The organism is Burkholderia sp. Bp9004 (genome assembly GCF_003858025.1).
Classification (GTDB): Bacteria; Pseudomonadota; Gammaproteobacteria; order Burkholderiales; family Burkholderiaceae; genus Burkholderia; species Burkholderia diffusa.
In genome coordinates this window covers 180,001-193,888 of sequence record NZ_QTQD01000010.1, presented here as the reverse complement: position 1 = coordinate 193,888, position 13,888 = coordinate 180,001, and the positions used below count along the sequence as shown (strand labels likewise).

The window sequence follows — 13,888 nt, the reverse complement described above, 5'->3', positions numbered from 1 at the left end:
ATAAACTGCCCGATGCCTTCGAGCTGGATCGACACCGTCACCTCGGTGCCGACGATCTTGTCGAGGTCGAGGTTGGCGGTCACGCTCGGCGAGAACGCGAACGCGTCGTCGGTGCGCAGCGTGACGAGGTAGCGGCAATCCTCGAGACGGCCGACCGCCTCGCTGCCCTGCAGCCGTACCGGCGTGAACACCGGCAGGCCGCCCGTCGAATAGGTGGGGAGCGCCGCGCCCGAAATCGACAGCGTGCGCGCTTGGGTGAGGCTCAGCATGATCAAACTCCCTTGTCGTTCGCTTGCGATTGGTTGTCGTCGAGTTCCCTCAACCACATCCATTGCCCAGCCACCCAACTAGTCGGCCGGCGCTGCTCCCGCTCCTCCTGATGGGTCAACGTCCGTACGCTCGGGAATTTCTGGCCCTTCCATACCACCGTGACATCTGCGCTGCTGTTCTCAGAAAAGCCCTGCCACATACCCGTCTCCGGGCAGAGCATGCCGGTGCATAAGTTCATCTCGCCGTACTTTTGGCGCTTCGCTTGCTCTTGTTCACGTCGACGCTGCGCACGTTCGTCCGGGGTAAGGACTTTATATGCACGCACCATCCGGACTTCAGCCAGCTTCGGAGGAGACGACCCATCCGCGGAATTTGCGTAAAACAGTTCGACGTCGACGGGAAACCGACTGCCCGGAACGTTCTTTGTCCGATAACGAAACACCTGCAAATTTGGCGTGTCGGGATAGCGACCAGGTATCTCGTTTCCAAACACCCGTTTGTTGTCTGCATCCATCCAGTAGTTGTCAAGGTGCAGTAAATTCTCTATTTCCGTGTGAGGAACCCCGGGCAGCATCGGGCCAATATCAATCGAAACGCCTATCGGTACGATCTTTACCTTCTTTCGGTCGTCACTGTAGTCCTCGGGATCGTCCACCGTGTCGACGTCAATCCTCGTCGTAGGAAGAGTCGGACCAGTCGCGTAACGATAGCGCGCCCCTTCAGAATCGGAGTGCGGCTCAGTATCGTAAATTTTCCCAAAGACGACGTCTGATCGATCAAACGGTTTATCGTCGCGCAGAATCATCATTGCGGTCGCCAACAGTCGCAGTACAAACGTCCGTTGCTCATCCACCTTCGCCTGCATGTCAGTTCCTTGCGCCGACTGCATTGAGTGCGGCGAGGTAGTCACCTGTGCATGTGCCAGGGTTGCGCACGCGAGGGCGATCAGGGTTATCCCAATAGGCTTGCACCACTTCCGCACACGCATAGGCATCTTCTTCATGTAACTGACTCCGGTAGCCTTGTTCGAAACTAACCATTTTCGCCGCCGATTCCGGCGTCACCTTCAACAGCTTGCAAACCTCGGCCTGTGCAACGGGCACATCTGTTTTCACATACGCACCGCCTTCGGATTTCTGCAAATACGAAATCATCCAGTAGTATTGAAATACCAGCATTCGATGCAGCCCTTTAATTACGCGATCGTCGTCGGGGATCTTTGCTTCCTTGGCCGCGCGATAGACACTTTCCGATGTGTAGCGCTCGTACACGATCGGCATCTGTGAAAATTGAGCATAGTCGCCACCATGCTGACGAAGAAGAGCCAGCATCCAAAACGTCTGCTGACAATGCCTAGCCTCGTGGTAAAGCGTGTCGGCAATCGCTTTCAGCCGACCGTCCAATAAGTCGGCATCAGCCGCTGCAGCGGTTATTTTAGAAATTTCGGTATCGTGGACGGCCATCACCCAACTTCTCGTCACGAACGATGCGCTCACGTCAGGTCGCATGTTGTAGTTCGACAGTCCGCGCTCCGCATCGACAATAACGATCTTGGGAACCGCACCTCTTGGCAAACCAAAAGGCCCAGTGCACAACGCCTCCGATAAGATCCGCGCCACAGCCTTTTCGATTTCCGAAGCCAACTCAAGCGACACCGCTCCATCCGCAGACTTGAAGGTGCTCCACTGAATGCCCTTGAGTGCACCCTTGATCGCCGCTGTATAGGCTTTCGTCACCGGATACTCGACATCGCGGCGCACTGGGATACCGGCAGGGGCGTCATCCTGCTTTGCCCCGTCGATAAAGTGGTAGAAGCGCAACCCGAAGTTGAGCGGATCGCAGGAGGCGAACGTTGGCGGCTGACCTTCAGTCGTGGCATCCTGCTCCGGTGTGCTAGCCGTCTTGCTACCGATCTTCGCGGTTCGTTTGTCGGCGTTCGGCACGGTGGCAGTGAAAGGCGTCGTACTGTCACGCACAACTGCCATTTGATTGACCGCAATCACTTTGCCCGGATCGCTCGCGGCCAGAATCTCGACCGTCCCGAAGGCGATCTCGTGACCGGTGACCAGCGCGGTTTCGCCGGCGGCATTGCTCATACCCTCGATCACTCGCCCGTCATCGAGCGTGATTCGATACGGCTGCTTCGGCAACGCAAAACCGCTGTCGTGCTCCATGAGCACAAAGTGCGAGGCAAACCGTCCCGGATTGTTGGGTGTCACCGGAATCCGCACCGGTCTCGGCGCCGGATCAACAGTCTGGTGGCTGCCCGCGTGGACCGTGTGCTCGCCGGCGGTATGGACCGTGTAGCCCTGATCGCTGATCCGCATTTGTGTACTGCCGGCATGCAGCAGGATTTCCTTCGCCGCGTAGAGATGAATACTGTCGGTCGTACTCTCGATCTTGATCGACTGCTTCGCTTTCACGTCGATGCCGTCGCTCTGCGCTTCGATGCGTACCTTGCCCGCAGCCGCGATCAGCTTCATCCCCGCCTTGTGCACGAACAGCGAGAACGCGTTCGATACGCTCGCGAACAGCGAATGACCCACCGCGAGCCCGACATGCCGCCCGCTCGTCATCGCGATGTCCTCGTTGCTCGCCACGTGCGCGCTGCGCTCGGCCGCCACACTGACGCCCGCGACGCTCGCCAGCACCAGATCCGCCTCCTTCAGCTCCGGGAAGTCGTTCTCGCCCGCCGGCGTGTCGCCGCGAATCGCATCGTTGCGCGCCTTGATCGCCTTCGCGACCTCGCTCTGGTCCGCATCGCGCTGCTGCGCCTCGTGCTGCTGCGCCAGCCCCGACAGGCTCTCCTGCAGTTCACGCGCGCGCGTCAGCCTCCCGACGGCCGCCTTCGCGTCCTTCGCCTGGCCCGCGCCGTTCGGCTGCCCGTCCGTCGAGATGAACAGGCCCATCAGCGCGCGCACCACGCCCCAGTAATCGGTGCGCAGGTCGAAGCCCTTGCCGCGCGCATCCGCCCGGCCCGTCTTCTTCACGATGCGCCGGATGTTCCCCAGCGCCAGCACCGAACTGCCCGCGTCGCTCGCAATCTGCGTCTGGATCTGCCCCTGCGTATCGTCGATCGCCACGTGGCCCGACGCCGTGCCCTGGAACTCGCGGCCGCGCAGCACCGCCACCGCCTGGTTCGCCGGCAGATCCAGCGTCGGCTGCCGGAACTCGTTCACCGGACTGCCCGTGATCACCGGCAGGTCCGGATCGCCGTAGTAGTGCATCACCGCCACTTCGTGGCCGATACGCGGCAGGAACGTCGCGCCCATGTCCACGCCCTGCCACGGCGACACCACCCGCAGCCAGATCCCCGAATGCTCGTCGAGCTTGCCCTGCCGGTCCCAGCCGAACTGGACCTTCACACGGCCGTATTTGTCGGTCCAGACCTCCTGGCCGGCCGGCCCCACCACGATCGCCTTCTCGGGGCCGCTCATCACCGGCTTGCGCACGCTGCGCTCAAGCCGGAACGGCTCGTTCGCCGGCAGCAGCTCGAACTGCGCTTCGCAGCGATACGTCGCGCCGGCGCCAGTCCGATCGCCCACCTCCTCGATGTCGAGCGTCGACGACAGCACCACGTACTCGCGGTTTGCCGCCTGCTGCGGATAGCCCGTCAGCGCAAAGGTCCGACCCACCGTCAGCCCGCGCAGGTTGCCGCGACCGTTCGCGCGCAGGCCGGCGCAGCGGCGCGCCTCCAGCTGCACGCGCGCCAGGTGCCGCGACTCCTGCTCGGTATCGTTCGGCTGACCTTCCACGCCTTGCGCACCTGCCAGCGGCTGGCTGTAGTCGCCCCAGTCGTACACCGCGCCGTCCGCGCTCGCAGTCTTGCGCGGGTTCTCCTCGGTCACCGTCAGGTTCGCGCGCGGGCGCGTGTAGTCGTAGTCCACCACCGTCACGCTGCCCGACGTCAGTCGGCTCGTCACCGACAGCGCATGGATGTGTTCTTCGTCGATGCGCTTGCCGTCCGGCGACAGGTAGCGCACCGTCTCGTATGCCGCACCGTGCGGGTGGTGGCCGCCCATCGTGTCGCACAGCACCAGGCGCTGATGCCCGCCGTCGTGCTCGAACCACCACCAGATACCCCATTCCTCCCACAGCCGCTGCAGGAACGCCCAGTCCGTTTCGAACGCCTGGCGCTGCACGTCGCGCTTCGGATAGACGCCGCGGAACGCGCCAGCCAGGCGCTTGTCGACCGGGTACGGATACTTCGCCAGCACCGCGTCGGTGATCTCGACGACGCTCATGTCCTGGAAGATCCGGCAGTCCTGCGTCAGCGTCGCGCGGTACAGCCACGGACGCAGCTCGAGCTCGTACAGGATCGAGTGCCGGTCTTCGCCGGCCACGCGCGCCGCGGTGACCAGCCCCGTGATCTCGCGCGTGCCCGCGCCGATGTTGCCTAGCCCTGCGTTGCCCGCGAGCCCGGGGATAAACTGCCCGATGCCTTCGAGCTGGATCGACACCGTCACCTCGGTGCCGACGATCTTGTCGAGGTCGAGGTTGGCAGTCACGCTCGGCGAGAACGCGAACGCGTCGTCTGTGCGCAGCGTGACGAGGTAGCGGCAATCCTCGAGACGGCCGACCGCCTCGCTGCCCTGCAGCCGCACCGGTGCGAACACCGGCAGGCCGCCCGTCGAATAGGTGGGTAGCGCCGCGCCCGAAATCGACAGCGTGCGCGCTTGGCTGAGTGTCACCATGATGCGGCTTTTCCCTCGATCACGAACCGATCACGGTCGCGCCGCAACCCGTCTTGTCGCCGACATAACCGACCCGGCGCCCCCGATGCGTACGGGGGCCGCTGGCCAGCAGCGGAAAAACGCCGCCGCACTTCGGACACATCACCCCGTGCTGGTCCAGCGCGACCGAGATACCCAGGTGCTTCACCTCGTCAGTCGCCTCGACGACCTTGCCGCCGTGATCGGTGGTGTCGCCCAAGCGCACCATATTTCGGCCTTGCGCATCCTGCATATCCAGCTCCGCTTCGTAAATGGGTGATTCGGTTGCAAGCATCAATTCGACACGGTCACTTCTACGCGACGGTTTCTCGACCGTCCTTCCTTCGACACGTTATCGGCCAGTGGATCGGCATCGCTCTGGCCCACCACGCTGATGCGTTCCTTCGGCACGCCGGCCGCCGCGAGAATCTGCGCGACCTGCTGGGCGCGAGCTGTGGACAGCGCGTGATTCGAACCCTGATGGGCGGGACTCGCTGGCAGGTTGTCGGTGTATCCGGTGACGAGCACGTGCGTAGCGGCCGGCGAGCTCGCGATGGTCCGTCCGACCGATGCCATCACGGACGCCCACCATGGGGCCACTGTCACGTCGCCCGACGCATACATTCCGTTGAATCGGAGCGCCGCCGTATCGGCCGCCGTATCCTTTATCAACTCCACATTGCCGGCGGCGATTTCGTCGCGCAGCTGCTCGCCCAACGCAGCGCCCAATCGATCGATCGGAGACGACGCCTGAGCGGACTGATCCGCGTGGCGCAAATCCCTGACCGCGACGTACCCTGCCGCGCCCGCCAGCAGTGCCGCCACAATACCGACGACAATCCACCAGCGTGACAGACGCGAGCGAGCCGGACGTACCCACGGATCGACCACGCGCCCACCCGATACGGCCGTCCCGCGAACACGATCGGATGGAGCGAGACGATTGGCCGTAGCATCGTCCGCAGCAATGGGTTCCGCGCCATGCTCTCCGGCCATCACCACGCCGTGCACGCGCTCGCGGATGTTCAACAGCCGTCGCGGACCATCGTGCTCGAAGCGGTATCGCCCGCGAAAGCCAAGATCAAGGACGTTCTGCAACAGCTCAAGCAGGTCGCGATGTCCGCGCGGCTCGTTCAGCACCTCGTCGATCATGTGGAAAACGCGATCGCCGCCCTGTCGATCGTGGCCCATCGCCACCGCGAGACTGCTGGCCTGCCACTCGGTGCCGGTGCCCTCGCCTCTTCCCCAACGCGTTTGCATCGCAGCCTCGTCGAGCGCGGCGCTGAGGCAATAGCTCGCCCGCACGACGTCGTCCGACGGCAGCTGCAGCTCGCGACAAACCCGCAAGAACATCCGCAGTTCCTGCTCGAGCCATTTGCGCCGCTGCAATACGTCGTCCGGTTCCAGTGCAGGAGGCGTATCCGCCAGCGCGAGCAGCAAGACGCGTGCGGATTCAAGCAACGGATTGACCGATTGCACCGCTGCCTTGAGTCGCGCGCTGAGCGGCGGCGACGCCAGAACTCCGGCGTAGTTTCGTGAGTCGACTGTCGAAATCGTCACCGTGCTTGCCCCCCGCCGTTATTGGGTGACATTGGCCGGGCTCGCCGGCGTCGTACCGCGCGGCAGCCCCGGGGGCGGCCCGCTATCCGACAGGTTGAACACCGGCATCGAACTCGGACAGCGGAAGGTTTTCAGAACGTCGCTGGTCAACGGATTCGCCACACTGCCGGTGCTCGCAACGTCGAGCACCGCCTTGCGCCCGTCGAAATCGAAGGCGACCCGGGTACGGCCGGGTGTGGCGGTTTCCACCACCTGCCCCTTCTGGAGCAGGCGCATTAGCGCCCAGGGACCGTCAGCCGCGATCGTCGATGTGTCGGGACGAATGCGAGGATTGGCGGTGATTTCCGTATGAACGCCTCCACGAGGCCCGGGCCAAGTCACCGCAAACGGCGCAACCGGACCGTGCTGATAAAGCGAGGTCTGGCCGTCGATGTCGAGCGACAGGCTGGTGATCGTCGGGTCCAGTTCGGGAATACGGATGTCGGCCTTCCACGTGAGCTGCTTGTGGCCCGGGTCGTTAAAGAACACGTCGCGGATCGCTTTCGCGTGCTCGAACGGCTCCAGATCCGGTCCCTGCACGGGTTCCGTCGCGCCGGCCAGAGTCTTGTATCGCCACGGCTTCGCGGAGGTGTCGACAAACGGCGCAAGTGTCTTCCCAAAGAAGTCATCGATCACGCCACCCTGCGCGAACACACGGGTAAAGTCGTCGATGCTGACGTCGCGCTTGCTGTCGGGCGAGAACGGATAGTTGCCCTCGATGGCAAGCCGGCAGGTGTCGCCGACGACTGCCTGCATCTGGCGCGACAGCAGCTGGCCGATCCCCTGATTGACTTCGTGCGAGCCGTCCGCGGCAAGTTGCAGCAACACTGCCCGGAAAGGTGCCGGCATCGTGTTGGCGGTCATCTTGAGCTTCGCGGCCGTGTCGCTCGCCGGCGGCATGCTGTTGTTCGACAACGCGTTGTCGGAAACCGTGAGCGCCGTGTAGTAATCGTTCAGCAGGTTGGTCACGCCGTCGAGGCCCGTCTTCCCGGCCTGGGCAGCCGCAGCTTGGGCGCCGGCCTGCGAATCGGCGTTGCCCGTCACGACTTCGCGCAGCGCCGCGAAATGGCTGTCGACCAATTCACGCTCGACACGCTCGGACGCGCGGATCCCGAGCGCCTTGTCGGCCTTCTGGTTGAGCTGGTCGGCCGCCTTCTGCAGAAATGACCCGTCCGATGCGGTCGCCGGCGCCGTGAGCGTCGTTTCACGCACGGCCGCGCGTGCGAGTCGTCCGAGCGGCGAGTCGGGCGCCGCGAAGCTGCGCAGCACCTGGAGATTGAATGCGAGGCTCGTGCCGCTCACCGTTCGGATGTCGTTGAGAAACGCATCCCACTGCTGCGCATACTCCAGCAGATACTGGCGGCGAACCGCGTCCGTCAGTGCATCGTCCGCGCCCGTTACCGTGCTCACGATCTCAGCCGTTTTTTTTTGAGCCTCGCCCAGGTACGAGCGCCCCATCACCCATGCATCATCGTCGCGCGCGATCTGGACAAACTCGGGAAGCCGCTTGTCGAACAGGTTCCGATAGCCGTCGAACGTGAACAGACCCGGCACGCCGCGCGACAGCGGCTGACCGCTGGCCCGCGTGAACACCGTGCCGGCCTGCGGCCCGACCGCACGCAGCAAGGTGAACTCGTCCGGAGACTCCTTCAGCATCGCGGCCTTCGCGCGCTGATACAGGCGATCGGTTGCATTGCTGCCGTCGAGAAACGCCCGTGCCTGCTGGATCAGCGCATCGTTGCGAATCAACGGTGATTTCACGACGCGGTCGCCCGAAAAGAGCTGCTGGACGTGATCGATCATCGATGCACGGCCGCCAAAAACCGCCGCGCTGTCGTTTTTCGCCCAGTCGTCGAGCACCCAAGTCTTCACGTCGCCAGCGTTGAATTTCGCCTTGTCGTAAAGCATCAGGTAGACGCGCAGCGCATCGTACGCGGCCTTCGGATCCTTGTTGGCGATCGCCCCGGACATCACGCTTTCCATCCGGCGCACGATCTGCGGCACCAGCAGGTTGTCCTCCAGCGCATCGTAGGTGTGGCCGCTCTCCGTCACGATGTCCGGTGGCGTATAGAGGCCGTAACGCCACGTGCTGCCGGGATCGGACAGGTCCAGGTTCGGAAAGGTCGGCAAATAGCGCGCTTCGGTCAGCGTATCCGGCACTGCCTCTGGCTTGGGCTCCTTGTACAGCTGGGTCACGCGGGCCGCCAATGCCTGGACCTTGCGCCCGATGACGTCGAGGTAGTCGCTGTTGTTGCCAAAGCTCACGCGCAATCCGAGTGCCAGCCAGACGAACAACAGTAAGGCGAGCGCATGGCCAATCAGGCGCAGCAGCCGGTAGCGGTATTCCCACCGCAAGTTGGGACTGACGAGATGCGCTTCCGGAAACACGACCCGGGTGAGGACGTCGTGCAGGAAGAAGCTCCGGTTACCCTCGTGCCCACCGGCGGCGCCTGCCTGCCCTTGCTTCGGTGCGAGGCGTTGCACGACCGTGTCGCGTTCGGCGACGACCGAGTGGCCGTCCTGCTGTGCGCTGGTGAAGTAGACGCCCCGCAGCGTCGAATGAAGCTGGGTGTCGTCATAACGGGAGTCGAGAAACACACGATCGATCAGGTCGACGAGCGGTCCGACCAGCGCGGAGAACTCCTCCGGCAACGCGGCGAGCTGGCGGCGCTTGTGCGTCTCGTCCTCGTCCTGCAGGCGCGTGTGAATCATGCCGGACAGCCGGCCCGCCATCTGCATCAGCTCATCACGACAGCGCGCACGCAAGCCCTCCTTCGCGACCGTTTCCTTGCCGTACGGCAACGTGAAACCCCACGCCTGCGCGCGGCTCTCGGCCGCCAGCCCGCTGAAATACTCCGCGAACCCCGTCAGACGGTCCATTTTGGTAACGAGCAGGTACACCGGGAAGCGAATTCCAAGCTCGCCGCGCAGTTCGCCCAGTCGCGCACGAAGCGCCGACGCCTCGGCGAGGCGTTTCTGCTCGTCGGCGCCGACCAGCGAGTCAAGGTCGACGGCAAGCAGCGCGCCATTGATCGGGGCACGCGGTCGGTGGCGGCGCAGCATGCCGAGAAAACCCAGCCATTCCGCGCGATCAAGCGCTTCGCGTTGCTCCGGCGAGTCGGCGCGAATCGGAACAATATTGGCGCTCGACTTTGCAACTGTCGCCGCCTGGGTATCGCCTGATGCGTCGCCCTTCTTCTGCTCGCCGTCTTTGCCTGCCTTGTCCTCGCTAGATGCCGCCGTTACCGGCCGATCCGATGACGGGGCATGCCCTTCACCTTCTTTCACCGTCGAAGTGCCATGGCGTGTGTAGTAGCCGGCCGTGTCGATCAGCACTGCGTCGTTGGTGAGCCACCAGTCCACGGCTGCGGCATCACCCGCCGACGTCCCGGCCGCGCGCTGCATTTGCTCGGCGATCGGAAACGCAAGTCCACCGTTGAGCAGCGCGCTCGTCTTGCCCGCCCCTCGCGAACCAAGCGTGATGTACCACGGCAGTTCGTACAGGTAGCGCTTGCCCTGGAACAGCTTGCCCGGTCCGCGAGCACCCGTACGCATCGACTTCAGCCGCGCCAGTGCGCTCGTGACGATTGCCTCCACCTTTTTCAGGCGCGGAGCTGCGGGGGATTCCTCCGTCTTGCCGCCGAACCGAAGCACTTTTTTCAGGAATGCCTCGTCCTCGCGCATCTTCTGCCAAAGCCGGAACATCCAGAACAGCGCGAACACCACCACCACCAGCGCAATCGCGCCGATCCGGGCCGAAATGGGTTCGAACGGCGAAGTGTGGCCGAACGACAGCAAGGGCGCTGCATACCAGATCAGCAGACACAACAGCGCAACGAACACGATGCTCGTCGACCAGCCCCCGAGCCAGAGCAACACGCCCACGAGCACCAGCGCAATCAGCAGCACGCGCATGCCGGCGCCCGCCAGCGGCTTGAGGCCGCCGAAAGCGAAGAACGGTCCGACGAACCAGATCACCAGGGCGACTACGATCAGCGCGAGGAACGCGAGAAACTGGCGCGAGGCGAGAAATGACAGAAACTTCTTCATGGTCTATTCCGAAAGCGGATCTGGCCTATTGCGCGACGACAATCTCGACGCGCCGGTTCTGCGCGCGGCCCTGGGCAGTGCGGTTGTCGCCGATCGGATCGGCGTCACCCTTGCCCACCGCTTCGAGACGGTTGGCAGGCACACCAGCGGCCTGCAGCATCTGCAAGACCTGCGTCGCCCGCTCTTCCGACAGCGCCTCGTTCGACGGGAACTGGCGACTGCGAATCGGCAGGTTGTCCGTGTAGCCCAGGACGCTGACCTTGCCCGGCACCTTCACGATCTCGCCCGCGATTTTCGCGACGAGCGGCGCCATCGCACTCTTGATCGTGACGCCACCGGGCGGGAACATCGCATCGCCACGGAATGTCACGGCGCTGTGACGCGCATCCTCGTCGACGCTGACGGTGCCGGCCGCGATTTCGTCCTTGAGCAACTGCTTCAGATGCAATTGAGGCGGTGCGGGTGGCGGCGTCATCCGGCCGATATCGGCGATCTGCTTCTCCACGATCGCGCTTCGGCTCATCAGTTCGTATTTGAACCAGCCGAACAGACCGAGGAGGACCACCGACAGCAGCGTGACGGTGATCCAGACCGGAAAGTCATAGAAGGACACCCGCTTGCCTTTCACATCCGACTGCCAGTGCGGCGACAGCGCCGTCGGTGCGACCCCGCGTTGCGAGGTGATCTCGTTGTAGAGCCGCTGGCGAATCGCATCGTGCTTGCGCTTGCCGTTCGCCTCGTGCCGATAGCGCCCTTCGAAGCCGAGGCTGAGAATCTCGTAGATGACTTCCAGCAAGTCCAGATGTTCACGCGGTTCGGCAAGCAGTCGCCCAATCAGCAGATAGACTTTCTCGCCACCCTGACGGTCCTCATGGAACGTGGTGGCAAGGCCGCTGCTGATCCATTCGATCCCGGACGATCCTCCCTTCCCCCATGCGGTCTGCGTTGCTGCCTCATCGAGTGCCGTACACAGGCAGTAACGTGCGCCAATCGTGTGGTCGCGCCGAATGTTCGCCTGCTCGCACAGCTTCTGGAACGTGCGCACCTCCTGTTCGAGCAGGTCTCGAAGCGCGAAGGTCTCCTCGGGGGCGAGCCGGTCCGGCATATCCGCGAGCGCACGCAGGAGCGGTCGAGCGGCTTCCCGCAACGGATTGGACGCCTGCTCGACCGCAATGAGTCGCTCCCGAAAAGGAACAACAGTCCCTCCGGAGGAAGCGGATTGCGGGAGAACGGGGGAAGGCATCGCCCGTTCCTCGGACACACCGGTGCCGGTAGATGAATTGCTCATGAACAGACGTAACGGATCGCGGTTTGTGAATACATGGTTGCCATTGCGTGCTTACGCGCGTACGCCCCACAGTTCCAGTTTGATCGACGGAAAGTCGCCGGCCACGTGCAGCGCAAGACCGCCGTGTCGGACAACCTCGTCCCATAGCGGCCCGCCCTGGGTCAGCTCGTAATAGATATAGCCCGCGTTGAACGGAATCTGTCGCGGCGGTACCGGCAGCGCCTGCAAGCCAATGCCCGGCAGGTGGCTGCGCACGAGGCTCGGCAGCTTGTCGGACGGGCCCGCCTTCGCCTGCGCAAGGAATTGCTGCTGCAGCACGTCCGGCGGCATGGCCGCGTGCACGGCCAGCACGACCGCAGTAAACCCCTGCATGTCGACCGGATCGACCACGGCGTTTCGCATGCCGTGGCCACGGTCTTCGAGTGCGATGCTTTGTGCGCTGCGGACCAGCACGGCGTTGAGCAGCCGATGGGTATCGTCGACAACCGGCTTTAGACACAGGTGCGGCGTCGTGTGCTGATAAGGCGGATGCGTGTCGAGCGGCCGCCGTGTATCCGTGCGCAGATGCGTCGACAATTCGCCGGCCATGCTGATCAACAGCGCATACACATCGGCGGGTGACGTGGTCGGCACGCGCAGCATGTGCTGCAGCAGCGGCTCGTACCGGTTCAGGATCTGCAGCAGCAGGTAGTCGGTGACCGTCGCGGCGCTCGCCGTGGTGTCATCGGTACCCGCCAGCCGCTGCGCGAGCGCGTTCGCGCGCAGGCGTGCGAGATCGTGAATCTTCGTCACCCAGCTCGTCAGCAAGCCGCTGGCCCCGTAGCCCGAAACGGGCGGCACCAAGGTGTCGTCGAGCTCGATGCTGCCGTCCGCACGAATGGTCTTCACGCGCGTCAGCGCAAGACCGATCCACGCATCGCCGAGCTCCTTTTCTGGCATCAGGCGCAGGCGGAGGTTCGACAGTTGCACCGGCTCGGGCGCAAGGCCGATCGAATTCGTGTCGCGCAGCTCGGTATCAAACACGAGGTAGCGCGCCAGCGAATCCGGGGAGTTCTCGAACGTCGTCTCTTCGCAGTTCGGCAGTCGGACCGGCACCGCCAGATAAATCACCTGATCGAGGTGTTCCGGCCGGATCGTCAGCGGCGGCGGCAACGGCGTATTGCCCGGTGCATCGAACGGAGAGCCGTCGGCAAACACGCCGGCGGCAGACTTGACGATCACCTTGCCCAGCGCCAGCGACTCCAGATCGAGCGCGTAGTGCGCAAAGCCGAAGAAGAACGGTGACAGCGGAGCCGCACGCATGTGCGCGTACTTCTCGAAGTAGCGATCCTGTTGCTGGAACAGTTGCGGACGGAAAAACAGCCCTTCCTGCCAGGCGACCTTGGCGTACCAGCTCATGCGTATCGTCCGTTTCGTTGCGCGATGTGATTCATTTCTTGGCTTCCTCGATCTTGACGGCCTTGGCCTCAAGATCGACAGTCAGTTTCAGCTTCGGCGTGGAGAAGCTGTACCACGCCTTGTCGAGCGCAGGCATCGTGTAGACGGTCCGCCATACCGAATTCGGAAGGTCGCGATAGGCCGCGATCACGCCAATGGCGGTCGTGTCCGCTGCCGGGCGTCGCACGATCGTCTGGTGCTCGCCGGGACGCAATTGCAGCTCGTCGCGCTTGACAACGTCGTCGGCCAGCACCGTCTTGTCCTGCGTCTGCAACGTAAAAAAATCTGCTGCCTTGAAGGCGTTGTCGTTTTTCAGCTCGTAGAGGCGTACGACGATCGGCGCGGCCCGGCCGCGTTCGTCCGGGTTGACGTCGGCCTGGGCGTTGACGGTCAGTTCAAGCCGGATCGGCTCCTTGGGCTTCGGCTCGCCGCTCGCACAGGCCGAAAGCAACACAACGCCGGCGAGCGCGACGACAGTCAGAATCGAACGCATACTGAATTCACGTTGAAAGGAAGGGGGAAACGCCGCGCA

At 63.6% G+C, this 13,888-nt stretch carries 8 protein-coding genes and 1 pseudogene; all 9 read right to left on the bottom strand.

Going from position 1 to position 13,888, the window contains the following annotated elements:
* Positions 1-269 (bottom strand): annotated as a pseudogene (locus tag DIE08_RS14405) (type VI secretion system tip protein VgrG); the annotation flags it as partial.
* 2 nt (positions 270-271) lie between these two features.
* Complete coding sequence (locus tag DIE08_RS14400) at positions 272-1,135, bottom strand: hypothetical protein (RefSeq protein ID WP_124902280.1); 864 nt, start codon at positions 1,133-1,135, stop codon at positions 272-274.
* A gap of 1 nt (position 1,136) precedes the next feature.
* The gene (locus DIE08_RS14395; protein WP_124902279.1) at positions 1,137-4,964 is read right to left on the bottom strand and encodes a type VI secretion system Vgr family protein; all 3,828 of its coding nucleotides are present in this window, start codon (positions 4,962-4,964) and stop codon (positions 1,137-1,139) included.
* 19 nt (positions 4,965-4,983) lie between these two features.
* The gene (locus DIE08_RS14390; RefSeq protein ID WP_409360396.1) at positions 4,984-5,277 is read right to left on the bottom strand and encodes a PAAR domain-containing protein; all 294 of its coding nucleotides are present in this window, start codon (positions 5,275-5,277) and stop codon (positions 4,984-4,986) included.
* Complete coding sequence (gene icmH / locus DIE08_RS14385) at positions 5,277-6,542, bottom strand: type IVB secretion system protein IcmH/DotU (RefSeq protein ID WP_124902278.1); 1,266 nt, start codon at positions 6,540-6,542, stop codon at positions 5,277-5,279. Before icmH ends, DIE08_RS14390 begins: the two co-directional genes overlap by 1 nt.
* Positions 6,543-6,560: 18 nt before the next feature.
* Positions 6,561-10,631, bottom strand: coding sequence for a type VI secretion system membrane subunit TssM (gene tssM / locus DIE08_RS14380; protein ID WP_124902277.1), 4,071 nt, complete (start codon positions 10,629-10,631; stop codon positions 6,561-6,563).
* A gap of 25 nt (positions 10,632-10,656) precedes the next feature.
* Positions 10,657-11,874 (bottom strand): type VI secretion system protein TssL, long form, encoded by a 1,218-nt coding sequence (tssL, locus tag DIE08_RS14375; protein ID WP_260436525.1) that lies wholly within the window; start codon positions 11,872-11,874, stop codon positions 10,657-10,659.
* A gap of 96 nt (positions 11,875-11,970) precedes the next feature.
* Complete coding sequence (gene tssK / locus DIE08_RS14370; RefSeq protein ID WP_124902275.1) at positions 11,971-13,317, bottom strand: type VI secretion system baseplate subunit TssK; 1,347 nt, start codon at positions 13,315-13,317, stop codon at positions 11,971-11,973.
* Positions 13,318-13,348: 31 nt separating this feature from the next.
* Positions 13,349-13,849 carry a type VI secretion system lipoprotein TssJ gene (tssJ, locus tag DIE08_RS14365; protein WP_124902292.1) on the bottom strand — a complete coding sequence of 167 codons (501 nt, stop codon included), beginning with the start codon at positions 13,847-13,849 and terminating at the stop codon, positions 13,349-13,351.
* Positions 13,850-13,888 lie beyond the last annotated feature (39 nt).

Bases quoted from the DNA above. Each gene is read 5' to 3' on its own strand.
- tssL (WP_260436525.1), bottom strand. From the start codon at position 11,874: ATGCCTTCCCCCGTTCTCCCGCAATCCGCTTCCTCCGGAGGGACTGTT.
- DIE08_RS14395 (WP_124902279.1), bottom strand. From the start codon at position 4,964: ATGGTGACACTCAGCCAAGCGCGCACGCTGTCGATTTCGGGCGCGGCG.
- tssM (WP_124902277.1), bottom strand. From the start codon at position 10,631: ATGAAGAAGTTTCTGTCATTTCTCGCCTCGCGCCAGTTTCTCGCGTTC.
- DIE08_RS14390 (WP_409360396.1), bottom strand. From the start codon at position 5,277: ATGCTTGCAACCGAATCACCCATTTACGAAGCGGAGCTGGATATGCAG.
- DIE08_RS14400 (WP_124902280.1), bottom strand. From the start codon at position 1,135: ATGCAGGCGAAGGTGGATGAGCAACGGACGTTTGTACTGCGACTGTTG.
- tssJ (WP_124902292.1), bottom strand. From the start codon at position 13,849: ATGCGTTCGATTCTGACTGTCGTCGCGCTCGCCGGCGTTGTGTTGCTT.
- tssK (WP_124902275.1), bottom strand. From the start codon at position 13,317: ATGAGCTGGTACGCCAAGGTCGCCTGGCAGGAAGGGCTGTTTTTCCGT.